This is a genomic window from Catellatospora aurea, from assembly GCF_042663325.1.
Lineage (GTDB): Bacteria > Actinomycetota > Actinomycetes > Mycobacteriales > Micromonosporaceae > Catellatospora > Catellatospora aurea.
Window position 1 is genome coordinate 1 of the sequence record NZ_JBHTAC010000004.1, and the last position, 26,785, is coordinate 26,785.

Annotated in this window: 27 protein-coding genes; 18 read left to right on the forward strand and 9 right to left on the reverse strand. The window is 72.0% G+C overall.

The genetic code is table 11. The features are described from left to right. Positions 1–47: 47 nt before the first annotated feature. Entirely contained in the window at positions 48–1,079 is a 1,032-nt protein-coding gene (locus tag ACFQO7_RS05270) for an extracellular catalytic domain type 2 short-chain-length polyhydroxyalkanoate depolymerase (RefSeq protein WP_376805328.1), read from the reverse strand. Positions 1,080–1,237: 158 nt separating this feature from the next. Here ACFQO7_RS05270 and ACFQO7_RS05275 point away from each other — a divergent pair, with 158 nt between their 5' ends. Together ACFQO7_RS05275 and ACFQO7_RS05280 are read left to right on the forward strand one after the other, a co-directional pair. Further along, entirely contained in the window at positions 1,238–1,591 is a 354-nt protein-coding gene (locus ACFQO7_RS05275) for a S24 family peptidase (RefSeq protein WP_376805555.1), read from the forward strand. Positions 1,592–1,623: 32 nt separating this feature from the next. Then, a complete protein-coding gene (locus tag ACFQO7_RS05280; protein WP_376805556.1) occupies positions 1,624–3,723 on the forward strand; it encodes a glycosyl hydrolase family 18 protein in 2,100 nt (699 codons plus the stop codon). Between the two features lie 114 nt (positions 3,724–3,837). Here ACFQO7_RS05280 and ACFQO7_RS05285 read toward each other — a convergent pair whose 3' ends face one another. Genes ACFQO7_RS05285 through ACFQO7_RS05295 form a run of 3 tightly spaced genes read right to left on the reverse strand, consistent with a single transcriptional unit; the run spans position 3,838 to position 6,766 of the window. Further along, entirely contained in the window at positions 3,838–4,677 is an 840-nt protein-coding gene (locus ACFQO7_RS05285; protein WP_376805329.1) for an SDR family NAD(P)-dependent oxidoreductase, read from the reverse strand. 46 nt (positions 4,678–4,723) lie between these two features. Then, positions 4,724–6,064, reverse strand: coding sequence for a flavin-containing monooxygenase (locus ACFQO7_RS05290; RefSeq protein ID WP_376805330.1), 1,341 nt, complete (start codon positions 6,062–6,064; stop codon positions 4,724–4,726). A 57-nt stretch (positions 6,065–6,121) separates the two neighbouring features. Next, positions 6,122–6,766, reverse strand: a complete 645-nt coding sequence (locus ACFQO7_RS05295; protein ID WP_376805331.1) for a TetR/AcrR family transcriptional regulator — start codon at positions 6,764–6,766, stop codon at positions 6,122–6,124. A 66-nt stretch (positions 6,767–6,832) separates the two neighbouring features. On the opposite strand from ACFQO7_RS05295, the gene ACFQO7_RS05300 reads away from it, so the two are divergent. Genes ACFQO7_RS05300 through ACFQO7_RS05315 form a run of 4 tightly spaced genes read left to right on the forward strand, consistent with a single transcriptional unit; the run spans position 6,833 to position 10,360 of the window. Next, positions 6,833–8,161, forward strand: coding sequence for an MFS transporter (locus ACFQO7_RS05300; RefSeq protein ID WP_376805332.1), 1,329 nt, complete (start codon positions 6,833–6,835; stop codon positions 8,159–8,161). A gap of 27 nt (positions 8,162–8,188) precedes the next feature. Then, positions 8,189–8,941, forward strand: a complete 753-nt coding sequence (locus tag ACFQO7_RS05305) for an SGNH/GDSL hydrolase family protein (RefSeq protein ID WP_376805333.1) — start codon at positions 8,189–8,191, stop codon at positions 8,939–8,941. Between the two features lie 37 nt (positions 8,942–8,978). Next, on the forward strand, positions 8,979–9,371 hold the full coding sequence (locus ACFQO7_RS05310) for an MmcQ/YjbR family DNA-binding protein (RefSeq protein WP_376805334.1): 393 nt from the start codon (positions 8,979–8,981) through the stop codon (positions 9,369–9,371). Positions 9,372–9,376: 5 nt separating this feature from the next. Further along, the gene (locus ACFQO7_RS05315; protein WP_376805335.1) at positions 9,377–10,360 is read left to right on the forward strand and encodes a WGR domain-containing protein; all 984 of its coding nucleotides are present in this window, start codon (positions 9,377–9,379) and stop codon (positions 10,358–10,360) included. A gap of 18 nt (positions 10,361–10,378) precedes the next feature. Here ACFQO7_RS05315 and ACFQO7_RS05320 read toward each other — a convergent pair whose 3' ends face one another. After that, positions 10,379–10,714 (reverse strand): DUF952 domain-containing protein, encoded by a 336-nt coding sequence (locus tag ACFQO7_RS05320; RefSeq protein WP_376805336.1) that lies wholly within the window; start codon positions 10,712–10,714, stop codon positions 10,379–10,381. Between the two features lie 19 nt (positions 10,715–10,733). Further along, the gene (locus ACFQO7_RS05325; RefSeq protein ID WP_376805337.1) at positions 10,734–12,305 is read right to left on the reverse strand and encodes a nucleotidyl transferase AbiEii/AbiGii toxin family protein; all 1,572 of its coding nucleotides are present in this window, start codon (positions 12,303–12,305) and stop codon (positions 10,734–10,736) included. 173 nt (positions 12,306–12,478) lie between these two features. Here ACFQO7_RS05325 and ACFQO7_RS05330 point away from each other — a divergent pair, with 173 nt between their 5' ends. Then, positions 12,479–12,922, forward strand: a complete 444-nt coding sequence (locus ACFQO7_RS05330) for a hypothetical protein (protein ID WP_376805338.1) — start codon at positions 12,479–12,481, stop codon at positions 12,920–12,922. A 56-nt stretch (positions 12,923–12,978) separates the two neighbouring features. Here the strand turns inward: ACFQO7_RS05330 and ACFQO7_RS05335 are convergent, their stop codons facing one another. After that, positions 12,979–13,524, reverse strand: a complete 546-nt coding sequence (locus tag ACFQO7_RS05335) for an EF-hand domain-containing protein (RefSeq protein WP_376805339.1) — start codon at positions 13,522–13,524, stop codon at positions 12,979–12,981. A gap of 158 nt (positions 13,525–13,682) precedes the next feature. Between ACFQO7_RS05335 and ACFQO7_RS05340 the strand changes: the two genes are divergently transcribed. The 5 genes from ACFQO7_RS05340 to ACFQO7_RS05360 all read left to right on the forward strand — a co-directional run bounded on the left by ACFQO7_RS05340 (position 13,683) and on the right by ACFQO7_RS05360 (position 18,927). Further along, complete coding sequence (locus tag ACFQO7_RS05340; RefSeq protein ID WP_376805340.1) at positions 13,683–14,348, forward strand: hypothetical protein; 666 nt, start codon at positions 13,683–13,685, stop codon at positions 14,346–14,348. A 301-nt stretch (positions 14,349–14,649) separates the two neighbouring features. Beyond that, positions 14,650–16,539 (forward strand): adenylyl cyclase, encoded by a 1,890-nt coding sequence (locus ACFQO7_RS05345; protein WP_376805341.1) that lies wholly within the window; start codon positions 14,650–14,652, stop codon positions 16,537–16,539. A gap of 89 nt (positions 16,540–16,628) precedes the next feature. Next, positions 16,629–17,156, forward strand: a complete 528-nt coding sequence (locus ACFQO7_RS05350; protein WP_376805342.1) for a GNAT family N-acetyltransferase — start codon at positions 16,629–16,631, stop codon at positions 17,154–17,156. 306 nt (positions 17,157–17,462) lie between these two features. Further along, positions 17,463–18,053, forward strand: a complete 591-nt coding sequence (locus tag ACFQO7_RS05355) for a TetR/AcrR family transcriptional regulator (protein ID WP_376805343.1) — start codon at positions 17,463–17,465, stop codon at positions 18,051–18,053. 37 nt (positions 18,054–18,090) lie between these two features. Beyond that, positions 18,091–18,927: an oxidoreductase gene (locus ACFQO7_RS05360; protein WP_376805344.1), complete on the forward strand. Its 837-nt coding sequence runs from the start codon at positions 18,091–18,093 to the stop codon at positions 18,925–18,927. A 96-nt stretch (positions 18,928–19,023) separates the two neighbouring features. Here ACFQO7_RS05360 and ACFQO7_RS05365 read toward each other — a convergent pair whose 3' ends face one another. Further along, complete coding sequence (locus ACFQO7_RS05365) at positions 19,024–19,950, reverse strand: carbohydrate kinase family protein (protein ID WP_376805345.1); 927 nt, start codon at positions 19,948–19,950, stop codon at positions 19,024–19,026. Between the two features lie 141 nt (positions 19,951–20,091). Here ACFQO7_RS05365 and ACFQO7_RS05370 point away from each other — a divergent pair, with 141 nt between their 5' ends. Together ACFQO7_RS05370 and ACFQO7_RS05375 are read left to right on the forward strand one after the other, a co-directional pair. Continuing rightward, on the forward strand, positions 20,092–20,754 hold the full coding sequence (locus ACFQO7_RS05370) for a TetR/AcrR family transcriptional regulator (RefSeq protein ID WP_376805346.1): 663 nt from the start codon (positions 20,092–20,094) through the stop codon (positions 20,752–20,754). Positions 20,755–20,868: 114 nt separating this feature from the next. Continuing rightward, the gene (locus ACFQO7_RS05375; RefSeq protein WP_376805347.1) at positions 20,869–21,363 is read left to right on the forward strand and encodes an anthrone oxygenase family protein; all 495 of its coding nucleotides are present in this window, start codon (positions 20,869–20,871) and stop codon (positions 21,361–21,363) included. Position 21,364: 1 nt separating this feature from the next. On the opposite strand, the gene ACFQO7_RS05380 is transcribed toward ACFQO7_RS05375, so the two are convergent. Further along, the gene (locus ACFQO7_RS05380; protein WP_376805348.1) at positions 21,365–21,982 is read right to left on the reverse strand and encodes an HAD family hydrolase; all 618 of its coding nucleotides are present in this window, start codon (positions 21,980–21,982) and stop codon (positions 21,365–21,367) included. 94 nt (positions 21,983–22,076) lie between these two features. Here ACFQO7_RS05380 and ACFQO7_RS05385 point away from each other — a divergent pair, with 94 nt between their 5' ends. From ACFQO7_RS05385 to ACFQO7_RS05400, 4 genes are all read left to right on the forward strand, one after another. Continuing rightward, positions 22,077–22,478, forward strand: a complete 402-nt coding sequence (locus tag ACFQO7_RS05385) for a YchJ family protein (RefSeq protein WP_376805349.1) — start codon at positions 22,077–22,079, stop codon at positions 22,476–22,478. Positions 22,479–22,589: 111 nt separating this feature from the next. Continuing rightward, entirely contained in the window at positions 22,590–23,402 is an 813-nt protein-coding gene (locus ACFQO7_RS05390; protein ID WP_376805350.1) for a TIGR03084 family metal-binding protein, read from the forward strand. After that, the gene (locus ACFQO7_RS05395; RefSeq protein WP_376805351.1) at positions 23,399–25,189 is read left to right on the forward strand and encodes an acyclic terpene utilization AtuA family protein; all 1,791 of its coding nucleotides are present in this window, start codon (positions 23,399–23,401) and stop codon (positions 25,187–25,189) included. The genes ACFQO7_RS05390 and ACFQO7_RS05395 overlap by 4 nt, the downstream gene beginning before the upstream one ends. Next, positions 25,186–26,781 (forward strand): acyl-CoA carboxylase subunit beta, encoded by a 1,596-nt coding sequence (locus ACFQO7_RS05400; RefSeq protein ID WP_376805352.1) that lies wholly within the window; start codon positions 25,186–25,188, stop codon positions 26,779–26,781. The genes ACFQO7_RS05395 and ACFQO7_RS05400 overlap by 4 nt, the downstream gene beginning before the upstream one ends. The last annotated feature ends 4 nt before the right edge of the window (positions 26,782–26,785 follow it).

The window sequence follows — 26,785 nt, forward strand, 5'->3', positions numbered from 1 at the left end:
TCGAGGCCGCGACTTTTTAAGAGTTGCGGAACGGGGGGAGGAGCGGGTCAGCCGTCGAGGCGGCGGATCATGTTCATGAGGGTTTCGAGTTGGAGGCCGCCTTTGATGGGGTAGTTGGTGTAGCCGAGGTAGCCCCACCAGTCCCAGCAGCCGTACGGGTTGACGGCGGAGGCGGTGGCCTGGGGGTAGAGGACGACGGTGTTGTTGGTGTCGGCGTACTGGTTCAGGTTGGCGCGGTCGACGAAGGCGGTGCCGACCGCGTCGTAGCCCTGGGCGCAGCCGTGCAGCGCGACCAGCAGGCGGCAGCTCTGACCGGCCGCGCAGCTGCTCGGCACGTACGCGAAGCCGCTGCCGCCCATGCTCAGCCCGGCCGCGAACCCGTTGACCGCGAACGTGTTCTGGTCGAAGCGGATCAGCGAGCCGGTGAGCGGGCCGGTGTTGCGGGCGTTCACCGCGCCGTACAGCTTGGCGAACATGGCGTTCTGCGGGTCGGTGCCGCAGTCGTTGAGGTACGGCGACGCGGTGGTCGTGCAGCCTCCCGTGCCGTACGGCGTGACCCAGGCGTGCCCGGCCGAGCTGGCCGAGTTGTAGGACACGCTTGAGCCGAAGTGCTGGTAGTACCGCACGAGGTCGTCGGTGACCGACTTCTTCACGGTGGTGTCGTTGCTGCCGTGGTAGACGTACACCGGGTCGCCGGACAGCTGTGACGGCGGGTCGATCCAGCCGTAGCCCGACCACAGCGAGGTGTACGACTGCAGGCTGCTCAGCTGCGTCGACCACAGATTGTCGCCGCACGCGTAGAGCGCCCGGCTCGCGTTGTACTGCGCGCAGTAGTAGGGCCCGGCGGCGAACACGGCCGCGCCCTTGATCCGGCCCGAGTAGGCCACGTGCAGCTGGGTCGCCATGTAGCCGCCGGAGGAGACGCCGGCGACGTACACGCTGGAGATGTTGTAGGTCTTCAAAGTGCCGGCGACGGGCGGCAGGGTGTAGGGCGTCGCGGCGGCGGCGGGCGCGGCGGATCCGAAAACGACCAGCAGCGCGGCGACGACCGCGACGCCGGCGCGGACACGTGGTGACATGCCGACTCCTTCCGGGGACAGGGGTGGCGTCACCGTAGGCGCGGGCCGCGCCGGCCTCCAGCCGCGCCGTCCACATGTTTCGATGTCCTGGGATGGCTGCCGCCGCCATGCGCTATATCGTTGGCCCGGCCTGGGCGCGTCCGGGCATCCTGTGTCCCATGGGAATGCTCGACAGCGTCGCCACGCGGGTTGCCGCCGGGGCGACCGTGCGGTTCCGGCCCACCGGCAACTCGATGGTTCCGCTGATCCGCAGCCGCGACCTGGTGACCGTCGCGCCCGTGGACCCGGGCGCGGTCCAGGTCGGCGACATCGTGCTGGCCCGTGTCGCGGGCACGGTCTACCTGCACCTGGTGTCGGCCGTGGACGCGGCAGCCGGGCGGGTGCAGATCAGCAACAACCGGGGGCGGGTCAACGGCTGGACCGGTCAGGCTCGCGTCTTCGGCATCTGCACCGAGGTCGAGGGAACGGCGCGGCCGCGGCTGGACGGCAAGCTCAGACAGGCAGGCACATAGACAGATGCAAGTATGGCATTGACCGCGCCGCGATCACCGGCTGGACCCTGGAGTTCGACCTACCGGCCGGCGTGACCATGAGCAACTTCTACAACGGCACGGCCACCCAGTCCGGCAGCCACGTCACCGTCGTCAACGCGCACTACAACGGCACGGTCGCCGCCGGGGCGAGCACCGAGCCCTACAGCCCCTGGTTCATCGCCTACGGCTCCGGCGCGGCCCCGCTGAACTGCCGAATCAACGGCAACAAGTGCGACGGCAGCCCCGACCGGGCCCCGGGCACGCCGACGGGCGTGACGGTCACCGGCCGCACGACGCGTACCGTCTCGCTGGCCTGGACCGCCGGCGCGGTGACGGACTTCCCGATCGCGGGCTACGACGTGCTGTCCGGCAGCACGGTCGTGGCCACGAGCACGACCACCGCCGCGACCGTCACGGGCCTGACCCCGAACACCGGGTACACCTTCACCGTGCGGGCCCGCGACACCCGCGGGAACCTGTCCGCCGTCAGCGCGCCGGTCAGCGCGACGACGCTGAACCCGGCCAACGACACCACGCCGCCGACCGTGCCCGGCAACCTGCGCTCGACCGCGAAGGCCGCCACCTCGGTCACCCTCGCCTGGAACGCGGCGACCGACGCCAACGGCATCGCCGGCTATGACGTGTACACCGGCACGACCCTGCGGGCCAGCGTCACCGGCCTGACCGCGGTGGTCGGCGGGCTGTCGCCGCTGACCGCGTACACCTTCACGGTCAAGGCCCGCGACACCTATGACAACGCCTCCGCCGCCTCGAACGCCGTCACCGTCACCACCGACGACGTCGTCGGCGCGGGCAGCTACGCGAAGGTCGGCTACTTCGTGCAGTGGGGCATCTACGGCCGGCAGTACTTCGTGCGCAACCTGGACACCAGCGGCGCGGCGGCCAAACTGACCCACCTCAACTACGCCTTCGCCAACATCGACCCGGTCAACCTGACCTGCCTGCAGGGTGTCACCCGGGGCACCACCACCAACCCGCAGGACCCCGACCAGGGTACGGGCGCCGGTGACGCCGACGCCGACTACGGCCGCCCGATGGCCGCCGCGCAGTCCGTCGACGGGGTCGCCGACACCGGCTGGGAGCCGCTGCGCGGCAACTTCAACCAGCTGCGCAAGCTCAAGGCCAAGCACCCGCACCTCAAGGTGCTCATCTCGATCGGCGGCTGGACCTACTCGAAGTACTTCTCCGACGTCGCGGCCACCCCCGCGGCGCGGGAGAAGTTCGTGCGGTCCTGCATCGACATCTACCTCAAGGGCAACCTGCCGGCGTACAACGGAGCGGGCGGGCCGGGCAGCGCCGCGAACATCTTCGACGGCATCGACCTCGACTGGGAGTGGCCGGGCGCGGAGGGCCACCCGGGCAACCACGTCAGTCCGGCGGACAAGGCCAACAACACGGCGCTGACCGCCGAGTTCCGCCGCCAGCTCGACGCGCTGACCGCGACCACCGGCAAGCGGTACCTGATCACCGCGTTCACCCCGGCCGACCCGGCGAAGATCGCGGCGGGCTGGGACATCGGGCCGAACGGCGTTTTCAACTACATGGACTTCGCCAACGTGCAGGGCTACGACTTCCGCGGTTCCGGCTCGGACAACTCGTGGGAGCCGAACCGCACCGGCCACCAGGCCAACCTGTACCGCGACGCGCAGGACCCGTACGCGTTCGAGTTCAGCGTGGACAAGGCGATCCAGACGTACCTCGACGCCGGGGTCAGCCCGCGGCGGCTCACCGTCGGCGTGGCCTTCTACGGGCGCGGCTGGCAGGGCGTCGCAGCCGGCGGGGTCAACGGCGAGTGGCAGACCGCGACCGGCGCGGCCCCGGGGCAGTTCGCCGAGGAGGCCGGGACCAGGGGATACGCCAACCTGCTGGCGGGCGTGCCCGGGTGCACGGTGTACCACGACGTGCAGTCGGTCTCCAGCTATTGCTACACCGGCGCGGGCGGGCAGTGGTGGAGCTTCGACGATCCCTGGTCGATCGGCCAGAAGACCGCCTGGATCAAGCAGAAGGGCCTGCTCGGCGGCATGATCTGGGAGATGTCCGGGGACACCGCGTCGGGCACGCTGATGTCGGCGGTGCACTCGGGCCTGTGACGGACCGCCGCGCGGCGCGCCCCCGCCCGGACGCGCGCCGCGCGGCCTCGACGGTGATCGTCGTTTCAGGACAGGAGCTGCGGTCCGACCGCACGTTCCGACCTCAAACGGCGATCACCACCGCGGCCGCCGCCGGGGTTCGCGGCCGGCGCGGCGGCGCATGCCCGCGGCCAGCGGGGCCTGGTCCAGGTCACCGGCGGCGACGCGCTTGGCGATGGTCCGGCGCACGATCGCGCCGGTCACCGAGGGCAGGTGCCGGGCCAGGAACAGCTCGAGCCGGCCGCGCCCGGTGGTGGCCACGTCGCGCGGGGCCTTGCGGGCGGTCGCGGCGCGCAGGATCGCGGCCACCACGCCCTCCACCGGCTCGTACCGGGACACGCCCTGCAGGGACAGGCCGGCCTGGGCGGACGCGTCGTGGATCGGGGACGCGACCATGCTCGGGTAGACGACGCTGACGCCGATGTGGGTGCCGACCTCCAGCCGCAACGCGTCGGCGTACGCGACCAGGGCGCGCTTGCTGACGCCGTACGCGGCGGCCAGCGGCAGCGGCAGCAGCGCCATGCGGCTGGACACGAACACCACCCGGCCCCGGCTGCGCTCCAGGGCGGGCACGGCCGCGGCGGTGGTGTGCCAGGCGGCCATCAGGTTCACGTCGAGCTGCCTGCGGGCGGCGTCACCCGGTGCCAGTTCGGCCGGGGCGGGCCCGCCGACGCCGGCGTTGTTGATGAGCAGGTCGAGGCCGCCGAGCGTCTCGATCGCCTGGGCGACCGCGCCGGGCACGGCGGCGCCGTCGGTCAGGTCGCAGGCGATGACCGGCGAGGTGCCGACCGTGTCCGCGCGCAGGTCGAGGCCGACGACGCGGGCTCCGGCCAGCTCCAGCCGCGCGCACAGCAGGCGGCCGAAGGTGCCGTTCGCGCCGGTGACGATGACGCGCCGGCCGTTGAGGGTGGTCATCGAGCGGTCTCCTGCGGTGTGCGGGCCGGGCGGCCGGTGGGCGTGCTCAACGGACGGTCGCCGAGCTGGTCCAGGTGACGCCCTGGCCGCGGCGGGCGCGGGCCGCGCCGTCAACCAGCTCCTTCGCGGCGAGCGTGAGGTAGGCGTCGAAGTCGATGCGCATCGCGGGACGGCGCTCGCCCCAGCGGTCGCGGGCGGCGCGGTGCTCGGCGGCGATGTCGGCGGCCTGCCCGGCGGCGTCGGGCAGCGCGTACTGCCCGGCCAGGTGGGCGGCGGCGAGCCGGGCCTGGGCCTCGACGACGGGCAGCGCCGAGCCGGTGGACTGCATCAGGCCGACGAACATCAGCCCGGGGGCCTGCTGGTGGAACACGTGCCGGAACAGCGGCAGCCGGTCCGCGCCGTCGCCGAGCAGCGCCGGGTCGAGGAACGGCAGGTCGATGTCGTAGCCGGTGCACCAGACGACCAGGTCGATCTCGTCGGTCGTGCCGTCGGTGAAGTGCACGCGGTCGCCGTCGAAGCGGGCGATCGCGGGCCGTACGCCGATCTCGCCGTGGGTGATGCGCGACAGCAGCGAGTCCGACAGGGTCGGGTGGTCCTGCAGGAAGCCGTGCTCCGGGGCGGGCAGGCCGTACGCGGCGGGGCGGCCGACGGCGAAGCGCAGCATGGTCTGGCTGATGCGCTGGCGCAGCCGCCACGGCAGGCGCTTGGCCAGCGCCCCGTTGAGGGTGTCGGACGGCTTGCCGAGCAGGTGCTTGGGCACGATCCAGACGCCGCGGCGCAGCGACAGCAGGGTGCGCGGGGCGACGTACGAGGCGTCGACGGCGATGTCCATGGCCGAGTTGCCGCCGCCGACGACCAGCACCCGCCGCCCGGCGAGCTGCTCGGGGCCGCGGTAGTCGTGGCTGTGCAGCTGTTCGACGCCCAGCTCGCCCGGGTAGGCGGGCGACGGCAGCTTGGGGCGGCTGTTGTGCCCGTTGGCGACCACGACGGCTTCGACGTGCACGGTGGTGGTGCCGTCGGGGCCGAGTGCGGTGACCCGCCAGCCTGCGCCGTCGCGGACGACCTCGGTGACGGTGTGCCGCAGTTGCACGGACTCCTGCAGGCCGAAGCGCTGGGCGTAGTCGTGCAGGTAGCCGGCGATGCGGCCGTGGTCGGGGTAGTCGGGCCAGTCCGCGGGCATGGGCAGGTCGGCGAACTCGGTGCGGGTCCGCGAGGTGTTCAGGTGCAGCGTGCGGTACGCGGAGGAGTGCGGCGCGCCGTACACCCACAGGCCGCCGACCTGGGCCGCGGCGTCGAAGGCGACGGCGGGCACGCCCCGGTCGGCCAGTGCCTTGAGCGTGGCCAGCCCGGCCGGCCCGGCTCCGATCACGGCGACCCGTGGCGTCATGCGTACCCTCCCGAAATCCAACGTCCGTTGGATATTGCGTCGGGACAGGCCCCCGCGTCAAGCGGGCGGCGGGTACATGCGGTCGAGCCAGCGGTGGGCGAAGGCGCGGAACTCGCGGCGCTGGCGGGCCCCGTTCGCGCCGGACAGCAGGCCGACGACGTGCGCGTGCACGGACCAGACCAGGCTGCGCACGGCCAGGTGCGGCTGCGGTTCGCTGAGCACGCCGGCCGCGTCGGCCTCGGCCAGCACCTGCTCGACGGCCCGGTACAGCGGCTCGCTGTAGCGCTGGTCGAGTTCGGCGTGCCGGTCCGGCTCCAGCCAGCGGCGCAGCCACAGGCCGGTCACCTCGGGGCGGTCCTCCAGGAAGTCGATGAACACGTCGACGAGTTCGTGCAGCGCGGCCATGGCCGGGGCGGGCCCGGCGGCGAGCCCCTCCCGAGCGGTGGCGACGGCCCTGGTCAGCGCCTCGCTCTCGGCCGCGAAGACGCGGGCGAAGCAGCACTCGTACAGGGCGGCCTTGGTGCCGACGTGGTGGTGCACGGTGGCGACGTCCACGCCGCAGGCCGCCGCGACCTCGCGCATGCCGACGGCGTCGAAGCCGCGCCGCGCGAACAGGCCCGCCGCCGCCTCGATGATCACGTCGGGGGTGGCGCGCTGGTCCGCGCGCCGGGGGCGGCCCGGTCCCCGTCGGGGTGTAGTCATGCGCTCCATCGTGCCCTACTATCCAGCAAACGTTGGATTACACCCGCGAAAGAGCGAGGAGAGGGTATGGACGAGGCGGCGCGGCTTCCCCGCGGCGGCATGCTGGCCTTCGCGAGCGGGTCACTGGGCATGGGCACCTGGGTCACCGTACCCGGCCTGCTGCTGCTCTACTTCCTCACCGACGTGCTCGCCGTCGCGCCGCTGGTCGCCGGGTTCGTGCTGCTGCTGCCGAAGATCGCCGACGTGCTGCTGCACCCGTGGGTCGGCCACCTCTCCGACGCCGACCTGGCCCGCCGCGGCCACCGCCGCATCCTGATGATGATCGGCTGCGGCCTGCCGCTCGCCTTCGCCGCCCTGTTCCTGGTGCCCGGCGGCCTGATCGGCAACTCCGCCGCCGCCTGGGTAGCCGTCGCCTTCATCGCGGGCAACCTGCTGTTCGCCGCGTACCAGGTGCCCTACCTGTCCACGCCCGCCGACCTGGCCATCGGCTACCACGAGCGCACCCGCCTGATGGGCTTCCGGATGGTGGTGCTCACCGTCGGCATCCTGCTCAGCGGCGTGCTCGCGCCGATGCTGGCGGGCAAGGAGGACCCGACCCGGTCCGGGTACGCGCTCATGGGCCTGGTGCTAGGCGCGTCGATGCTGGTCACCATGCTGATCGGCATCGGCGGCGTGCGGCGGCTGACCGCGGCCGCCCCGAGCCCGGTGAGCACCGGGCACGGCAAGGCAGGCCTGCGCACCCTCCTGGTCGCCCTGCGCGACCCGCAGTTCCGCTGGCTCGTCGGCTCCTACCTGGCCATGTCCACCACCAGCCACCTGGTGCTGGCCGCCGTGCCCTACTTCGCCGAGTACGAGCTCGGCCGCCCCGGCCTGACGACGGTGCTCGTGGCCGCGTTCGTGGCCCCGGCGCTGATCGCCACGCCGGTCTGGGTCGTGGTGGCCCGCCGTATCGGCAAGCAGCCCGGCCTGCTCATCGCACAGGGCGCGTTCGTGGCCGGTTCGATCGTGCTCGCCCTCGGCAGCGCCGCGGGCCTGCCCGTGCTGATCGCCGCGGTCGCGGTGCTCGGCATCGCGTTCGCCGCGATGCAGCTGCTGCCGTTCTCGATGATGCCCGACGTGATCCGCGCGAGCGGCGCGGACGGCACCACCCGCGCCGGCACCTACACGGGTGTGTGGACCGCGGCCGAGGCCACCGGCGGCGCGCTCGGGCCCTACGTGTACGCGGCCTGCCTGGCCATCGGCGGTTTCGTCGCCAGCAGCGCGGGCACCGAGGTCGTGCAGTCGGAGTCCGCCCACACCATGATCCGTCTCGGCTTCGGCGTCGTCCCAGCCGTGCTGATGGTCGTCGCGATGCTGCTGCAGCGCCGCTACACCCTGGATCGCACGCTGCGGTGACCGGGCCCGGCGGTTAGCATCCGGATCATGGGTCAGATCGCCGTACGAGCCAGCCGTCCGCTCGCCTTCGCGGTCGCGCCGATCCTGCTCGCGCAGGGGGTCCGGGTGCGCCGCCGGACGCCGGTGCTGCCCGAGGCCGCAGGGGAGCGCCACGGCGTCGAGGGCGGGCCGGGCCCGGACCCGCTGGCGGTGCTCGTGCTCGGCGAGTCGACCGCCGCCGGAGTCGGCGTGCCCAACCAGGCCGACGGGCTCGCGCCCGCGCTCGCGGCCGGCCTCGCCCGGCACAGCGGCCGTCCCGTGACCTGGCGGGTCACCGCCAACACCGGGTTCAGCGCGCGCAAGACCCTGGCCCGGCTCGTCCCCCAGCTGCCCGACGAGACCTATGACGCCATGGTCGTCGTACTCGGCGTCAACGACGTGCTGGAGATGCGGTCCGGTCGCGCCTGGCAGGCCGACATCGGAGCGCTGATCACGGCGCTGCGGCCGCGCCTGCGCGCCGGCGGCCGCATCGTGCTCGCGGGAGTGCCGGACGTCGCGGGCTTCCCGACCCTGCCCCAGCCGACCCGCGCCCTGCTGGCACTGCACGCCCGGCATCTGGACCGCCGCCTGGCCCGCGCCGCCGCGAGCACGCCGTCGGCCCTGCACGTGCCCAGCCCGCGCATCGACGAAACCGGCCTGTACGCCGAGGACGGCTTCCACCCCAGCGCCGCCGGTTACCGGATGTGGGCCGCTCATCTCGTGGAAGCCCTGACGGGTGGTCCTGTACGCCCCACGGGTTAGCCTGTGGCCGTGGACCAGTCGGCGGGAAGGCGGAGCGGTGGCTGACGCGGACGACGTGCGCCGGCTGGCGCTCGCGCTGCCCGAGGTGGTCGAGATCGACAGCGAGGGCTTCGACTTCCGGGTCGCGAACAAGGGCTTCGTCTGGTCCTACCCGGAGCGCCTGCCCGGCAAGCCGCGCGTCATCCGCACCGACGTCGCGGTGCTGTACGTCGGCGACGAGGCCGAGAAGCAGGCGCTGCTGCTCGGCGAGCCCGACCTGTTCTTCACCACGCCGGGCTACGACGGCTTCCCGCTGGTCATGCTGCGGCTGCCCCGGGTGGACGCCGCCCGGCTCACCGAACTGGTCACCGACGCGTGGCGCATGCGAGCCCCCGACGAACTCGCCGCGCTGCTCGACGGACCTGACCCCGCCCCTCCGGGTCAGGCCTGACACCGATGACGGATTGGCGGCGCTTCGAACGCGGCGAAGGCGACGAGCGGGAGTACTGGCAGATCCGCCAGGAGGGCATCCGCTGCTTCATCGGCTGGGGCCGGGTGGGCGGCCGGAACACGGGGTCGACCATCGTTGCCCGGGACGAACAGCACGCCCAGGCACACACGGCGAAGAAGATCAGGGAGCGGCTGCGCAAGGGATTCGTCGAGGTGCCCGGCCCACCGGCGCCCGTCGGTGATCCGGCCGCGCTCGTGGTCGACACCATCGCCGACGCGCAGACCAAGCCCGCCTTCGGCATCGCCCGGCCGCAGTATCTGCCGGTGGCGGGCTTCACCGACGTCGTCTGCCACGCGTCGGTCTGGCCCGCCTCACCAGGCAGGGGCTTCTACCACTATCTGGTCCTCGGTGACGAGGGCCGTCGAGCCGTCGGCTTCAACGTCCGTGAGTCAGCACATTGCGCGGACCTGATCGCGGCATTCCTGGAGACCATCGTGGCCCGGCGGGATCTCGCGTTCGACGGGCGGTCCCACCACAAGATCGTGCTGGACCGTCCGGCCGGGCCGTTCAGCCACGCGCTGGTGTGCTCTCCGGCGCTCGGAGGAGCGGCTTCCGTGTACCCGGCTATCAGGGCCAGGGTCGCCACAGCGTTCCCGATCCACGACTGCGAGATCGGCGACGCCGATTCGGAGGGATTCGTCGACGCGCGGATCCACGGGCACGCGTCGTTGCCGTACGCCGACTGGGATCGCGAACCCCGTCCCGTCCTGGACCTGCGCTGCGACATCCAGGGCCCGCGGCCCCTGCGGGACCAGACCTTCAAGGTGTATCCGGGCTACCGGCTGGACGGCTTCCTGCGCGACCTGGCCGACGGCGCGCCCGGGAGCTGGCTGGAACTGCGCAACTTCCGCGGCGAGGTTCGCCACCTGACCGCGGCGAACCTCCCGGCCGCCGGCGACCTCGACCGATTCCTGGTTCGCGGCAACTGACGGACAGCAGACCGGGCGTCAAAGCGGCGGCAGGGTCTCCTCGACCGCCGCCGCCCCTGCGACGTGGTGCACGGCAATCACGGCGCTGCGCGGCAGTGGACCGTACACGTGCGGGAACACGCCTCGGTCGCGGGACTCCTCCCAGCGCAGCGACTCCTCGACCGCCTGCGTGTCCACGGCGGCCACGACGAGCTCCGGCTCGTTCCCGAACACCCGCAGCGCGGTCGCCGCGACCTGCTCGCGCGAGGACAGGTGGATGAACCCGGACTCGTGGTCGAACGGCGAGCCGTCGAACCGTCCGGCCCGTTCGAACGCCGCCCATTCCGATGGCAGCAGGATCTTGTAGATCAGCACCTCACCACCCTGCCAGACGTCATGCGGCCGACCAGCTCCGGTGCAGGGCCAGGGCGAGCCGCCGCTGCCAGGCCTCGCCGTCACCGGGGATGGACGGGTACTCGCGGATGAAGTTCTCCCAGTCGACGGTCCAGTCCAGCACGGACTCGGCGGTGAAGGCGTCGGCCTGCTCGGCCAGTTCGGGCCGGATCAGGCCGCGGACGAGCCGCAGCTCCACCGCCGTGTGCTCGGCGAGCAGCACCGCGTCGTAAAGGTCCTTGCCCTGCGGATACCGGTCGGTGGCCAGCCACATCAGCTTCCAGGCCAGCGACAGCGCGGGCGAGGCCGCCCGCATCACTGTGTCGACGCCGTCGAGCGCCACCGCGACCGGCTCGATCGGCAGGTGCTCGTTGAACACGAAGTCGACCTGCACCGAGCCGCCCGGCACGCCCGGCGCGTCGAACGGAATGACCAGGCGGCGTCCGTCGGCCCGCTCGTAGGTCCAGATCTCGGAGTGGACGGCCCGGCTCGGGTCGAGGCTCACGCCGGGCCGGGCGCGCAGCTCGTCGAGGATCGCGTCGAGCATCGCGGCGGCCTCTGTGCTCCTGCGGCTCATCGAGAACGGTTCGACGACGAAGTCGACGTCGCCGGGTTCGCGGGCATCGCCGCCGAACCATGCGGCCATGACGGCGCTGCCCCGCAGCACGAGCTGCCCGGCGTACGGCGTGCGCTGCACCGCGTTCAGCAACTCGGTCATGGCCTGCCGGCGGGCTCGCTTCCACTGCCGGGCCGTGCCCGCGCCGTCGAACACGGGCTCGCTCGGCCGGTAGGCGCTCTGGTGCTGCTTGAGCGCCGGGTCGAAGGCCACGCCCTGCGAGACTCCGGGCGTGTCGGGCAGCGGCCGGTAGGTGGCCGGGTAGTTCGGCCCACCGGGTGGGGCCGTGCGTTGCTGGTCGTTTCGCGGATGTGCGGCCGGAGCCGGCGCGAGCCAGTCCGCGTCCAGGGAGAGGCGGTCATCGTGCACGACGTACTCCTGCTCCACGGAGGCGATCTCCCAGGAGGCCTCGCGCAGCGCGGCGATGAGCCGGTCGAGCCGGTCGCGGGCGGAATCGAGGCCGACCCCGTGGCAGCGCTGGGTGACGAAACGTTCCTGCCGCCCGTCGTCGCGGACTCGGCGCGCGTTGCGGGACAGCCGGGCACCGTGCTGCTCGACCAGCGTGGCAACGGCCAGCAGGGACGCCACGTCCTCGGCGGGCAGCAGCAGCTTCACGTGATGCTCGAAGTAGCGGCCGGCGGGCTCGGCCGCGGCGTCGGCGTCGGTGGCGGGCACGCCCGTGCACCACGGCGCGGCCTCGATCTTCGTGCGTCTCGGGTGCAGCATGGCGTCACGCAGCCGCTTCCTCCACTGCTTGGCCAGGGCGTGCTGGTCGGCCAGCGTTCCGCTGCCGGTCAGGGTCAGCATCGGCTGGGAGCGCCGCGCCCCGCGATCCAGGACCACATGCACGAACTTCACCTGATGCCGTGCGGCGAACTCGGCCAGGGCGCGCATCTGGTACTCCGACACGGTCAGGTGGATCTCGAAGTCACCGGTGATGTCGGGGTGCGCGGGCATGGGGGACACCATACAAGCGAAAGATCTTGCCTTGGCGGCTGTTTTCGCCGACGGGCGTCCGTTACCACCGGCGGGGATCGGGCCGTGCCCCAGGGGGTTGCCCGCGCTGTCGGACCAGGCATGCATGATGCCGCGGTGAACGCGGACGGCGCGTTCGCGGCAAGGGAGGCGACGTGGGCGGATCGGCCGCAACGGCGCAGGCGGACGCGTACGAGGAACTGGCGGAGTTCCTGCTGCGCCCCGAGGACGACGCCTACCCCGTGCACGAGGTGCGCGAATGCGTGTGCCGGTCCTGCGGCGGGCGGGTCTTCGAGGTCGCCGCCATGGCAGACGACGAGGGCGCGGTGCGCCGAACCTGCGTGGCCTGCGGCGTCCACGGGTTCATCGCCGACAGCGCGGAGTACTGGGACGACGAGGACGACGTCGAGGTCTGCGCGTGCAACTGCGGGCACGAGGAGTTCACCGCCGCGGTCGGCTTCTCCCTGTACGACGACGGATCGGACGACGTGCGCTGGCTCTACGTCGCGCTGCGCTGCCAGTCCTGCGCGGAGATCGGCGTCTACGACGACTGGAAGATCGGTTACGGCCCGAGCGGGCTGCTGCTGGACCAGGTCTGACCTCGAACGCGGCAGGGGGCGTGCCGCGGCACGCCCCCTGGTCACCGTGCTCGGGTTCAGACGCGTCCGAAGAACCAGTTGCCGGGGGCGGTCTCGTCGGCTCCGATGTAGAACTGGCGTACGCCGAGCATCAGCTCATCGATGGTGAGGTAGCCGTCCTCGTCGGCGTCGAGCTTGTCGAAGGCCAGGTTGATCTCGCCGACCGGGGTGCCGAAGGCACGCTGCATGGTGGCGAACTCGTCCCGGCTGACCCGCCCGTCGTCGTCGGTGTCGGCCAGGTGCAGCACGGCCAGCGCGCCGGGGCGGAAACTGCGGTCGAAGGCGTCGCCGTGCACGAACGCCTCGGTGAAGCCCTGCCGCCACTCCTGCGGGCTGAGTCGCTGGTCGTGGTCGACGTCCAGCGCCTTGGCCAGCTCCTGCCAGAAGGTGGAGAAGTCCTCGGCGATCCGCAGCGCCTTCGGCGCGTCGTGCGCGGTGCCGAACTCGGCCAGCAGGCGTATGCCGAGGTTGGTCAAGTCCTGCTGCTCGACGTAGCCGCTGCGGTCGTTGTCGAGGTGGCCGAAGGCCTTGTCCAGCTTGCGGAGCTGCATCTCAGTAGCCATACCCGAAATCTAGGGGGTGCCAGCGCATAAAGTCGATATCGGGCAAACACACTTCATTCGGAAGTGGCGGGCTGAATGTCGGTTGCCGTGAGCAGCCTGGTGTGGCGATGATCCAGGCATGCGAGACAGCCTGCGGGAGTGCGACCGGTGATGACGACGTGGTGACCCGCCTGGCCGAGCGCGAGTGGCGGGTGCTGGTCAGCACGGTCGGACTCGGCGGCAGGCGATACCGGGTGGTGCGCGCCGCCCGCCCGCCGGCGTTCGCCGGGCTCCGCGAGGGCCCGCTGGGCGCGCAGCTCTGCGTGGACAAGCATTCGGCGGCGATGTTCGCGATGGCCTGGGGGCTGGCCGCCCGCTCCCCGCACACCATCGTGTACCTGCCGCTGCGCGCGTCGGCAGCGGCGGACCCCTGCGCCTGGGCCCGCCCGCTGGACCTGGTGCTGGTGCACCACAGCCTGGCGTTCCCGCCGTCGCGGTGGAAGGACGTGCGGGCGCGGCTCGGGGCGGGCAGGCCGCACACGGTCACCCTGCCGGCGGGGACGTGGCCCGGCCGTCCCGCCGCCGACCACCGCCGCACGTGGTACCGGGAATACCGCGACCACCTGCTGTGGTCCGTCGCCGCGGACACGATGGTGCTGACGGGCAGCCGGGAAGCCTACGAGCTGCGCGCCGAGCAGGTACGGCGACTGGCCGAGGACGCCCCGGCATACCGTGCGCAGGAGCCGGACCTCCACTACTGCGCCGAGATCGCGATGGGGGCCTGGCACCGATTCCCGCACAGCCGCAACGGCCACAGCGAACTGCACGTCCAGTACTGCCCGTGAACGCGGCCGGGTCCGCTCGGCCGTCGGTTCGCGGGTCGTCGACGCGGCTGAGGGCGTGACGGTCGGGCGACAGGTCATCAGGCGGACGGCGGGAAGCCGCGTTGTCGACCCCGATCCGGTCGATACGGCATCGTCCACAACGGAGATTTCCAGAATGAGTCCGCTCGGCTACGCTCCGGGGGACAGGCACGGGAGAGCGCTCTCTCCGGCAGCCGTTTTCGCTTGCCGGGCCTACCTCGCACGGGCGAGAGCGCGGTCACCCGTGCCGACCAGTCCCAGCAGAGAGGACCTGCACGCAATGATGAGCACGAGTCCCGGCAGTGCCACGGCACCGTCCGCGGGCCGCCGACGCCGGAAGGTGACGCTCGGCCTGACGACGGCGCTCGCGGCCGTCGTCGTGGTCGCCGGCAGCACCGGTCCGGCCGCCGCCGCGACCCCGTCGTCGTCCGGCACGCCGAACTTCGGCGCGAACGTCACCGTCTTCGACCCGAGCATGCCGGTCAGCCAGATCCAGGCCACCCTGGACGCGGTGCACACGGCCCAGGTCGACGCCGAGATGGCGCCCAACCGGTACGCGTTCCTGTTCAAGCCGGGCACCTACGGCACCGCCGAGCAGCCGCTCCAGGTCAAGGTGGGCTACTACACCGAGATCGCCGGCCTGGGCGCGTCGCCGACCGACGTGGTGATCAACGGCAAGGTCGAGGTCTACAACCGCTGCCTGGCCGACGGTGGCACCAGCAACTGCCTCGCGCTGGTCAACTTCTGGCGCACCCTGTCCAACCTGACGATCAACGTCAACGCCGCCGGGCAGGACGGCTGCCGCGCCTCGGCGAACTTCTGGGGTGTGTCGCAGGCGGTCTCCATGCGCCGGCTCAACATCACCGGCGCGAACCTGTCGCTGATGGACTACTGCACCGCGGGTCCGCAGTACGCCAGCGGCGGCTTCATCGCCGACTCGAAGCTGCCGTTCGTGGTCAGCGGATCGCAGCAGCAGTGGCTCACCCGCAACAGCGAGGTGGCCGGCTGGTCCAACGGCGTGTGGAACCAGGTGTTCACCGGCGTCGTCGGCGCGCCGACCGACGAGGCGTTCCCGAACCCGCCCTACACCACGCTGGACACCACCCCGGTCAGCCGGGAGAAGCCGTTCCTGTTCGTGGACGCGCAGGGCAAGTACCAGGTCCGGGTGCCGTCGGCGCAGTTCGACACCAGTGGCGTCTCGTGGGCGAACGGCCTGACCCCGGGCCGCACCGTGCCGCTGAGCGACTTCTACGTCGCCAAGCCGGGCGACTCCGTCACGAAGATCAACCTGGCCCTCGCGCTCGGCAAGCACCTGCTGCTCACCCCGGGCGTTTACGACATCGCGCGCAGCATCGAGGTGTGGCGTCCCGACACCGTGGTGCTGGGTCTCGGCCAGGCGACGCTGACGGCCGTCAACGGCTCCGTGCCGCTCGACGTCGCCGACGTGCCCGGCGTCATCATCGCCGGCGTCACCATCGACGCGGGTCTCAAGGAGTCGCCCGTGCTGCTGCGCGTGGGCCGCAAGCACAACCTGCTGCGCTGGTCGACGCCGAGCAACCCGACCACGCTGTCGGACGTGTACTTCCGCGTCGGCGGCCCGCACGTCGGCAAGACCGACACCGCGCTGCAGGTCAACAGCAACGACGTGCTCATCGACCACACCTGGGTGTGGCGCGGCGACCACGGCGTGGAGGGCTTCACCGACACGCAGCGGTGGAACACCAACACCGGCCGGTACGGCGCGATCATCAACGGTGACCGGGTCAACGCCAACGGCCTGTTCGTCGAGCACTTCCAGAAGTACAACACCGTGTGGAACGGCGAGAACGGCCGCACCATCCTGTACCAGAACGAGCTGCCCTACGACCCGCCGACGCAGGCTGACTGGATGAACGGCGACGTCGAAGGCTACGCGGGTTACAAGGTCGGCGACCACGTGCGCACGCACACCCTGTACGGCGGTGGCGTGTACGTGTTCAACCAGAACAACCCGTCGATCCACACCGAGAACGGCTTCGAGGTGCCGAACCGGCCGGGGATCAAGCTGCACCACATCATGACCGTCAACCTGAGCGCCGGCACGATCGACCACGTGGTCAACGGCCTCGGCGACCCGGCTGACACCACCCGCATCGGCTCGCCGGTGTACGTCGTGGATTACCCGGCCCCGTAAGTCGGGTGCCGCACGCTGTGGCCGGTCCGGGCACGTCCGGACCGGCCACAGCCGTATCCGGCCGAGGCGAGGAACATTACGATCATCGGGTGCCCGACTCGATCCCGTTGACGATCCGTTCCGGCGGCCTGGACGATGTCGCCGCCGTGCTCGCCCTCATGGACCAGGCGACCGAGTGGCTGGTGTCGATCGGGCGTGATGACCAGTGGGGCACGGAGCCCCACTCCACCAACCCCAAGCGCATCGCGCAGATCGAGGGATTCGCCCGCGCCGGCGGACTGTGGATCGCCGAGCGCGGCGCGGCCGTGGTCGGCGCGCTCTCGGTCGGCGAAGCCCTGCCTTACGTGCCGCCTGCCGAGGAGCCCGAGCTCTACGTCCAACTGCTGATCTCGAGTCGGTCCGCGTCGGGCCGGGGCGCGGGCGCCGCACTGCTGGCGCGTGCGCGTGAACTGGCGGTCGCCCAGGGCGTCACGCTGATCAGACTGGACTGCTTCGCCGGGGGCGAAGGGGCACTGGTGCGTTACTACGAGAAGCAGGGTTTCACCAGGGGAGACACCTTCTCCGTCGAGCAGCCCGGCCGCGAATGGCCGGGGCAGCTGCTGACCCTGCGCTGGTGAGCGCGGTTCTGCCTGCTCGGCTGGCGTGACCTGCTTAGGACTGCTCGCCGAGCGCATTTGCTCTGCACCCATTCGCTTGCTCTGCACCCACCCGCGCAACAGGGGTGTGGGCCTGTTGCATCGACGGGTGCAGAGCAAGGCTTTGGGTGCAGAGCAAATGCGTTTCGCATGAGCACAGGTGCCGGCAAGTCAGGCCAAACGTGGGGTGCATGGGCGGGTGGCCGAACATTTCTCCGACAAATGTTGGCGAAGTGCCGCTGAGCTGGCTAGTGTGGCGTGGTGGGAACAGGAGCCGAGGTCAGGGGGATGCACAGTCGCGACCCCCGGGCCGTACGCACCCGGGCCAGGCTCGCCGAGGCGTTCACCGCCGTGGCGGGACGGCACCCCGGTGCCCCGGTGTCGGTGAGCGAGATCGTGGCGGAGGCGGGCCTGAACCGGTCCTCCTTCTACGCGCACTTCGACACCACGGGCAGCCTGGCGGTGTACGTCCTGGAGCAGGCCCTGCGGGCGATCTCCGAGCAGGACGTGCAGGTGCGGCTGATCGGCGAGGCCACCGGGCGGCACGCCTCCCGGATCGTGCTCGGGCACATCCTCGACCAGGTCGAGGGCCAGCGCGCCGAGCTGCTGGCCGTGTTCGGCTCGGCCGAGGGCGGGGCCGCGACGGCCCGGTTCGGGCAGCAGCTCGCCGACAACATCGGGTACTACTTCCAGCGGTTGCGGATCGCCCCGGCGCGGCCGCCGGGTGAACTGGCGACGACCGCCGTGTTCCTCGGCCACGGCCTGGCCGCCGCGATCGTGCACTGGCTCACCGGCCCGGACCCGTGCCCACGTGACGACCTGGTCGACGTGCTCGTCGGCCTGGTCCCGGTCTGGGTGGACGACCTGGACCCACGCTGACGAAGACACCGCCTTGAACAGATCAACAGGGGGACTCATGGCGAAGAACTGGCTCATCACCGGAACCTCCAGCGGTTTCGGCTACGAACTCACCCGGGCCGTGCTGGAGCACGGCGACAACGTCGTCGCCACCGCCCGCCGGCCCGAAACCCTCGACGAACTGGTGCGCAAGTACGGCGACCAGATCCGCGCGGTGACCCTGGACGTCACCGACCCCGCGGCGTCGCGCGCCGCCGTGCAGGCCACCGTCGACGCGTTCGGCAGTCTCGACATCCTGGTCAACAACGCCGGCTACGCGGTGTCCGGGTCGCTGGAGGAGACGCCGGACGAGGATTTCCGCGCTCAGATCGAGACGAACCTCTTCGGCGTCGTGAACGTCACCAAGGCCGCGCTGCCGGTGCTGCGCGCGCAGCGGCACGGCCACGTCATCCAGTTCTCGTCCATCGGCGGGCGGGCCGGCGGCACGCCGGGGCTGGGGGCGTACCAGACCGCGAAGTTCGGTGTCGAGGGCTACTCCGAGGTGCTCGCGAACGAGGTGCGGCCGTTCGGGGTGAAGGTCACCATCGTGGAGCCGGGCGGGTTCCGCACCAAGTGGGGCGGCGGGGCGTCGCAGCTCGCGGCCCCGGTCGGGCCAGACTACGAGCCGTCCGTCGGCGCGATGATCAAATTCCGGGAGCAGTACATCGAACCCGGCGACCCGGTCCGGGCCGCCAAGGTGATCATCGACCTCGCCGACTCCGCCGACCCGCCGCTGCGGCTGCTGCTCGGCTCCGACGCCCTGAACCGCGCCCGCGAGTCCGCGGCGTCCCGCGCCGCCGAGACGGAGAAGTGGGCCGACGTCACCGTCTCCACGGACTACCCCGCCGAATCCTGACCGGCTCCGGTGGGCGCGCCGGCCGCCGCCGGCTGCAGTTTCGGGGAAACAGCAGCAATGCAACGTTCGATTGCTGCAGTTTCCCCGAAACTGCGTTCAGGTCGGTGTGTGGGCGCTCCGGGTTCGGGTGCGGTCCAGGGCCGCGGTGAGCTGGTCGGCGGTGATGAGTTCCTCGTGGGTGCCGGGTGCGCCGCAGGCGAACGCGCCCGACACGGATCCGGCCAGCACGCACTCCTCGATCGGGCGGTCGGTCAGCCACCGGCTCATGAAGGCGGTGCTGAAGCCGTCGCCCGCGCCGTTGCTGTCGATCACGGGCCGCTCGGGAGCGACCGCCGGATACCGGCGTACCTGCGGGGTGTCCCTGGTGGCGACGCGGCAGCCGGCCGCGCCGTCGGTCGCGACGACCACCTGCGCCCGGCCGGTGCTGAGCACCGCCAGCAGGATGTCGTCGATGCGCTCCGGGGCCGCCTGCGCGCTGAGGAACACCAGGTCGGCGGCGCGGGCCAGTGGCCATACCCAGTCGAGTTCGCCGTCCCACGCGTGCAGGTCGGTGGAGGTGGTGACGCCCAGCCGCTGGGCGTCGGCGAACGCGCCCGCGGCCCGGTGCCCGGCGATGTGGGCGTGCCGGGTGCGCCGCAGGAACGGCAGGTAGAAGTCCGGCGGCAGCACCAGGTCGTGGGGGTGGCGGCCGTCGAAGAACGAGAAGCGGTGACCGGCCTTGTCGACCAGGTTCACGGCCCGCGGGGTGCCGTTCGGGGCGGTGAGGTGGCTGAAGTCCAGGCCGAGTTCGGCGTAGCGGGCCAGCACCATGGCGCCGAGCATGTCGTCGCCGAGGAAGTCGATCAGTTTGGTACGCAGGCCCAGCGCGTGGAAGCCCAGCGCGACGCCGTTGCCGGAGTGCGCGACGTAGTCGCGGATCGGCGACACCGGAAGGAAGTCACCCGGCGGGACCGCCAGTTCGGGAACCTGCACGATGGTGTCCACGCCGACCCCGCCGAGCACCAGCACGTCATAGCTGGACATGGCTGACCGCCTCCCGATGGGTGACCGTTTACCCGGAGCGGCGGGCCTTGCCCACCTTAACCTCACTCCGATCTTCCCGCAGTCCCCACGCCGTGAGCCGGCAGCGCTATTGCGTACGTCGTTCGCGGTTAGAGTGGCGAGGTGACGGGTGGCCAGCACGGATCGATCTGGACCAGGCCCCAGCGGGGCGCGCGCGGTCCCTCGCCGGAACACCGGCCGGCGGACATCGCCGCGGCCGCGATCCGGCTGGCGTCCGCCGGTGGGCTCGCCGCCGTCTCCATGCGCGCCGTCGCCGCCGAGCTCAAGACCACGGCCAGCACCCTGTACCGCTACGTCGCCTCCCGTGACGAGCTGCTCGACCTCATGGTCGACACCGCCATGGCCGGATTCGCCCACACCCCTCGGTCCGATGAGGACTGGCTCGGCGAGCTGGTCCGGATCGCCGAGGCCACCCGTGCGCTCTACGTGGCGCAGCCTTGGCTGCTCGACGCGGTGCCCACCAGCTCCGCGCCGGGTCCGAACACGCTGTGCTGGTTCGAGCACTGCCTGCAGGCGATGGCGGCGCTCGACCGGACGACGCTGCGCAAGATGGAGGCCATCGGCGTGCTCAACGGCGTGATCATGCTGTTCGCCCGCAGTGCCGCCGCTCCCACGGCCATCGACTTCGCCGCGATGGACCCGGTCCGCCACCCGCGTCTGACCGCGGCGCTCACCGGCAGCTCACCCGGACTGCCCGCCGTCGACCTGTTCGAACGCGCCGTCCGCGCCCTGCTCTGCGGCCTGCTCGACGACCGCGCCGGCTAGGTGTGTTCGGACCGCCGCCTGCGGTGGCGGACTGCCGGGTGCATCTGGAGCTGATGACGCGATTCAGCAGGCCGCATAGGATCGCGCCGGTAGTGCTCGGACCGAGGGGGCGATGTGGACGCTGTGCGGATGGTCGTGCTGGTGGCGGCGACGGTGACGATGGGGATCATGGCAGGGGTGTTCGGTCTGTACTCCCACACCGTCATGCCCGGGTTGCGGCGTACCGACGACCGGACGTTCGTCGGCGCGTTCCAGGCACTCGACCGGGCGATCATCAACCCGTGGTTCATGCTCGGTGGCTTTCTCGGTGCGCTGGTCTTCACCGCCGGTTCGGTGCTGCTGCTGTTCGGGCCGGGCAGCCCGGCACTGAGCTGGACCATCGCCGCGCTCGTGCTGTACCTGGCCGTCTTCGTGATCACGATTGCCGTCAACGTGCCGATGAACAACGCGCTCAAGGCCGCCGGAGAACCTGACCAGATCGCCGACCTGGCCGGCGTGCGGGCCCGGTTCGACGAGGCCAAGTGGTCGCGGTGGAACCACGTGCGCACCGTGGCGACCACCGTCGCGTTGATCTGCCTCGCCGTTGCGCTCCTGAACTACGGCCGCTGAGTCACCTGAGCAGCCCCAGGGCCGCCTCCGGCCGAGCCAGCGCGTAGTCGGCAGGCTCCTGCGCGTCGTACAGGTGGCCCCAGGCAGCAGCCGCGCCGACACTGCCGGCCGCGGCGGCCGCGCGCAGGTCCAGTGGGGAGTCGCCGATGTACGCGACCGCGCCCGGTGCGACCTTCAGCCGCTCGGCAGCCAGTAGCACACCGTCCCCAGCGGGCTTGGGTCGACGAACATGGTCACCGCCGATCAGCACATCCACCGTCAGCCCGGCCGCGTCGAGCAGCATGCGAGCGCCCCGGGTGCTCGCCCCGGTGAACACCGCCACCGCCCGTCCCCGCTCCCGCAGCGCGGCAAGCGTTTCGACGATTCCAGGATAGGGGGCGACCTCTGCGCCGTGCAGTTCCTGGTAGTAGACGTCGGTCTCGTGCGGGCCGAGGGGCCGTCCGACCAGATGCGCCAGGATCGCCTCAGGGGTGCCCACCGGATACGCGGCGACGGCCTGCGCCGGGCTCACCGGCTGTCCACCCAGCCGTGCGACCGCGCGCACGAACGCCGCCGGCACCACGGCCGTGGAGTCGAGCAGCGTGCCGTCCATGTCCCAGACCAGTTCCGCGACCGCCATGCCGCCATCCTCCGACGGGCGGCTCAGAAGATCAAACAGGCGCCGGCGGGTGTCCCGTGGGAGGCCGGAACGCTGATGCGCCACCATGGTGACCATGGCACGAGCACGCAGGAAGCCCGAACCGCGGCCCGCCGCCTGCCCCTGCGGGACCGGCCGGCCGTATGAGGAGTGCTGCGGGCGCTGGCACCGCGGCGGCGAGGCTCCGACCGCGGAGCAGCTGATGCGCTCGCGGTACAGCGCGTTCGCGCTCGGGGACGTCGCCTACCTGTTGCGCACCTGGCATTCCAGCACCCGGCCGGGGGAGCTGGACCTGGCCGGCGGGCCGCGCTACACCGCGCTGGAGGTGCTCGCCTCCGACCACGGCACGATGTTCGACGCCGAGGGCACGGTGCTCTTCCGGGCCCACTACCGCGACGGCGGCCGGCCGGGCGTGCTGGAGGAGCACAGCCGCTTCCTGCGCGAGGGCGGCCACTGGCGGTACGTCGACCCGCTCTGACCGGTGGCCGGGAAGACCCGACGGGTGCCCCAGGCTCATAATAAAATCAAGCACGCTTGACTTTTTTGTGGCTCGGCGGAAGGGTGGAACCGACTGGAGGGAGCACCCCCGATGGCGGAAATCGAGGCGCTGCTGGCCGATCTCGACGCCGAGAGCGCCGACGCCGACCGGCTCGTCGCGGACCTGGCGACGGACCGATGGGCGACGCCGACCCCGGCCGCCGGCTGGACCGTCGCGCACCAGATCGCCCATCTGCTGTGGACCGACGAGCGCTCCCTGCTCGCCGCGACCGATCCGGCCGGCTTCGCCGGCGCGCTGCAGGAGATCGCCGACTCGCCGGACCCGCTGCGCTTCGTCGACGCCGGAGCCGAACGGCTCGCCGTGCTGCCGCCCGAGCAGCTGCTCGGCCGCTGGCGGGACACCCGGGCCCGGCTGCGGGCCGCGCTCGCCGCCGTTCCGCCCGGCACCCGGCTGCCCTGGTACGGGCCGCCGATGAGCGCCGCGTCCATGGCGACCGCCCGCATCATGGAGACCTGGGCGCACGGCCAGGACCTCGCCGACACGTTCGGCGTCGCCCGGACCCCGACCGGCCGGCTGCGCCACGTCGCCCACATCGGCGTACGGGCCCGCGACTTCGCCTACGCCGCGCACGGGCTCGACGCGCCCATCGCGCCGTTCCACGTCCGGCTCACCGGTCCCGCCGGTGACGAGTGGACATGGGGACCCGAGGAGGCCGCCCAACGCGTCACCGGCCCCGCCCTGGACTTCTGCCTGCTGGTCACCCAGCGGCGACACCGCGCCGACCTCGCCGTACGCGCCGAGGGAGCCGACGCCGACCGCTGGCTCGACATCGCCCAGGCCTTCGCCGGCCCGCCCGGCACGGGCCGCGCTCGCGGCCAGTTCGCGGCGCAGGGCACGGCATGAGCGAGCCGACGGCCGCCATCGGCGGCGAACGACCTGCGGGGGCCGCGAGCACGCCGCTGCGGATCGCGAACGTCTCCGGCTTCTACGGCGACCGGGCCTCGGCGATGCGGGAGATGCTCGAAGGCGGCCCGGTCGACGTGCTCACCGGCGACTACCTCGCCGAGCTGACCATGCTGATCCTGGCCCGTGACCGGATGAAGGACCCGGCCACCGGATACGCCAAGACGTTCCTGCGGCAGCTGGAGCAGTGCCTCGGTCCGGCCCTCGACCGGGGCGTCACCATCGTCGCCAACGCGGGCGGACTCAACCCGGCCGGGCTCGCGCAGGCGCTCGGCGCGCTCGCCGGGCGGCTCGGGCTGAGCCCGCGCATCGCGTACGTGACCGGCGACGATCTGCTGGAACGCGCGGGCGAGTTGGGGCTGGGCGCGCCGCTGGCCGCGAACGCGTACCTCGGCGCGTGGGGCATCGCGTATGCACTCCGGCAGGGGGCCGACATCGTGGTGACCGGCCGGGTCACCGACGCGTCGCTGGTCGTCGGCCCGGCCGCGGCCCACTTCGGGTGGGCACGCGACGACTTCGACGCCCTGGCCGGTGCCGTCGCGGCCGGGCACGTGATCGAGTGCGGCGCGCAGGCGACCGGCGGCAACTACGCGTTCTTCACCGAGCACGCCATGGGCCTGCCCGGGTTCCCGATCGCCGAGTTGCACGCCGACGGCACGAGCGTCATCACCAAACACCCCGGCACCGGCGGTGTCGTGAACACCGGCACGGTCACCGCCCAGCTGCTGTACGAGGTGGACGGCCCGAGGTATCTCGGACCCGACGTCACCACCCGCCTCGACACGGTGGTGCTGGCCGAGGACGGCCCCGACCGGGTGCGCATCACCGAAGTGCGCGGCGAAGCGCCGCCGGCGACGCTGAAGGTCGGGCTGAACTCGCTCGGCGGCTTCCGCAACGACGTCACCTTCCTGATCACCGGCCTGGACATCGAGGCGAAGGCGGCGCTGGTCCGCGAGCAGCTCGAAGTCTCGCTGAAGCGCGCGCCCGCCGAGCTGGTGTGGCGGCTGGCCCGCACCGACCACCCCGACGCCGACGGGCAGGAGGAGGCCAGCGCGCTGCTGCACGCCACCGTCAAGGATCCCGACCCGTCCGTGGCCGGGCGCGCCTTCAGCGGGGCCGCCGTCGAGCTGGCGCTGTCCAGCTACCCGGGCTTCACGCTGCTCGCCCCGCCCGGCGACGCGACCCCGTTCGGGGTGTTCACCTCGGCGGCCGTGTCGGCCGACCAGGTCCCGCACGTGGTGGTGCTGCCGGACGGCGCCGAGCAACGGATCGAGCCGCTCGGCCCCGATGGGCCCTCCGGCGACGCCGCGCAGCGCACTGCTGCCGGCGTCGAGCCGGGCCCGACGGCTGCCGATCCGGGCGGCGCGGCGACAGCACCGTGGACCGGCCGCGGGCCGACGCGGCGGGTGCCGCTGGGGCGGGTCGCCGGGGCACGCAGCGGCGACAAGGGCGGCAGCGCCAACATCGGCGTCTGGGTGCGCAGCGAGGCCGCGTACGCGTGGCTGGCGGCGACGCTCACCGAGGACGCGCTGGTGAAGCTGCTGCCCGAAGCGGCGGGGCTGCCCGTCGCCCGGCACCTGCTGCCGAACCTGCGGGCCCTGAACTTCGTCGTCGACGGGCTGCTCGGCGACGGCGTCTCCGCGGGCACCCGGTTCGACCCGCAGGGCAAGGGCCTGGGCGAGTGGCTGCGTTCACGGTATGTCGACATCCCGGAGGAACTGCTGTGATCCTGAGATCCACCCTGGACACCGGCGCGGCCGCGTACGCGGGCAACCGCGGTGCGCTGCTCGAAAAGCTCGCCGCGCTCGACGCCGAGCACGCCAAGGCGCTGGGCGGGGGTGGGCCGAAGTACGTCAAGCGGCACCACGACCGGGGCAAGCTGCTGCCGCGCGAGCGCATCGAGCTGCTGGTGGACCGGGACTCGCCGCTGCTGGAGCTGTCGGCGCTGGCCGCGTACGGCACCGACTACCCGGTCGGGGCGAGCGTGGTGACCGCGATCGGCGTCGTCGAGAACACCGAATGCATGATCATCGCGAATGACCCGACGGTGCGGGGTGGGGCATCCAATCCGTACACCCTGCGCAAGACCCTGCGGGCGATGGACATCGCGCGGGAGAACCGGCTGCCGCTGGTGAACCTGGTCGAGTCGGGCGGGGCCGACCTGCAGAGCCAGAAGGACATCTTCATCCCCGGCGGGCGGCTGTTCCGCGACCTGACCAGGCTTTCCGCGGCGGGCGTGCCGACGGTGACGCTGGTGTTCGGCAACTCCACCGCGGGCGGGGCGTACGTGCCGGGCATGAGCGACCACGTTGTGATGATCAAGGAGCGGTCGCAGGTGTTCCTGGCGGGCCCGCCGCTGGTCAAGATGGCCACGGGTGAGGACGCCGACGAGGAGTCGCTGGGCGGCGCGGCGATGCACGCCCGCGTCTCCGGCCTGGCCGACTATCTGGCCGACGACGAGGTGCAGGCCATCGGCATGGGGCGGCGCATCGTCGCGTCGCTGCGCTGGCGCAAGCTCGGCGCGGCCCCGTCGCCGGACGCCGCCGAGCCGCTGTTCGACGCCGAGGAACTGCTCGGCATCGTGCCGCCGGACCTGCGCACCCCGTTCGACCCGCGGGAGGTGATCGCCCGGGTCGTCGACGGCTCCCGCTTCGACGAGTTCAAACCCGAGTACGGCGCGAGCCTGGCCACCGGCTGGGCGAGCGTGCACGGCTTCCCCGTCGGCATCCTCGCCAACGCGCGCGGGGTGCTGTTCAGCGCGGAGTCGCAGAAGGCGGCGCAGTTCATCCAGCTCGCCAACCAGACCCGCACCCCGCTGCTGTTCCTGCACAACACGACCGGCTACATGGTCGGCAAGGACTACGAGCAGGGCGGCATCATCAAACACGGCGCGATGATGATCAACGCGGTGTCGAACAGCACCGTGCCGCACATCTCGGTGCTCATCGGCGCGTCCTACGGCGCGGGGCACTACGGCATGTGCGGGCGGGCGTACGACCCGCGCTTCCTGTTCGCGTGGCCCAGCGCGAAGTCTGCCGTCATGGGCGGTGCGCAGCTCGCGGGCGTGCTGTCGATCGTCTCGCGGCAGTCGGCGGCCGCTGCCGGGCGGCCCTACGACGAGGACACCGACCAGGTCGTCCGCACCATGGTCGAGAACCAGATCGAGGCCGAGTCGCTGCCCATGGTGCTGTCCGGGCTCGGCTACGACGACGGCGTCATCGACCCCCGCGACACCCGCACCGTGCTCGGCCTGTGCCTGTCCGCGGTGCAATCGGCCCCCGACCCCGGCCCGGGTCCCTACGGCGTCTTCCGGATGTGACGAG

Coding starts and splice junctions, on each gene's coding strand:
- ACFQO7_RS05270 (WP_376805328.1), bottom strand. CDS start 1,079: ATGTCACCACGTGTCCGCGCCGGCGTCGCGGTCGTCGCCGCGCTGCTG.
- ACFQO7_RS05275 (WP_376805555.1), top strand. CDS start 1,238: ATGGGAATGCTCGACAGCGTCGCCACGCGGGTTGCCGCCGGGGCGACC.
- ACFQO7_RS05285 (WP_376805329.1), bottom strand. CDS start 4,677: ATGACCACCCTCAACGGCCGGCGCGTCATCGTCACCGGCGCGAACGGC.
- ACFQO7_RS05290 (WP_376805330.1), bottom strand. CDS start 6,064: ATGACGCCACGGGTCGCCGTGATCGGAGCCGGGCCGGCCGGGCTGGCC.
- ACFQO7_RS05295 (WP_376805331.1), bottom strand. CDS start 6,766: ATGACTACACCCCGACGGGGACCGGGCCGCCCCCGGCGCGCGGACCAG.
- ACFQO7_RS05300 (WP_376805332.1), top strand. CDS start 6,833: ATGGACGAGGCGGCGCGGCTTCCCCGCGGCGGCATGCTGGCCTTCGCG.
- ACFQO7_RS05305 (WP_376805333.1), top strand. CDS start 8,189: ATGGGTCAGATCGCCGTACGAGCCAGCCGTCCGCTCGCCTTCGCGGTC.
- ACFQO7_RS05315 (WP_376805335.1), top strand. CDS start 9,377: ATGACGGATTGGCGGCGCTTCGAACGCGGCGAAGGCGACGAGCGGGAG.
- ACFQO7_RS05325 (WP_376805337.1), bottom strand. CDS start 12,305: ATGCCCGCGCACCCCGACATCACCGGTGACTTCGAGATCCACCTGACC.
- ACFQO7_RS05335 (WP_376805339.1), bottom strand. CDS start 13,524: ATGGCTACTGAGATGCAGCTCCGCAAGCTGGACAAGGCCTTCGGCCAC.
- ACFQO7_RS05345 (WP_376805341.1), top strand. CDS start 14,650: ATGAGCACGAGTCCCGGCAGTGCCACGGCACCGTCCGCGGGCCGCCGA.
- ACFQO7_RS05355 (WP_376805343.1), top strand. CDS start 17,463: ATGCACAGTCGCGACCCCCGGGCCGTACGCACCCGGGCCAGGCTCGCC.
- ACFQO7_RS05360 (WP_376805344.1), top strand. CDS start 18,091: ATGGCGAAGAACTGGCTCATCACCGGAACCTCCAGCGGTTTCGGCTAC.
- ACFQO7_RS05365 (WP_376805345.1), bottom strand. CDS start 19,950: ATGTCCAGCTATGACGTGCTGGTGCTCGGCGGGGTCGGCGTGGACACC.
- ACFQO7_RS05380 (WP_376805348.1), bottom strand. CDS start 21,982: ATGGCGGTCGCGGAACTGGTCTGGGACATGGACGGCACGCTGCTCGAC.
- ACFQO7_RS05385 (WP_376805349.1), top strand. CDS start 22,077: ATGGCACGAGCACGCAGGAAGCCCGAACCGCGGCCCGCCGCCTGCCCC.
- ACFQO7_RS05390 (WP_376805350.1), top strand. CDS start 22,590: ATGGCGGAAATCGAGGCGCTGCTGGCCGATCTCGACGCCGAGAGCGCC.
- ACFQO7_RS05395 (WP_376805351.1), top strand. CDS start 23,399: ATGAGCGAGCCGACGGCCGCCATCGGCGGCGAACGACCTGCGGGGGCC.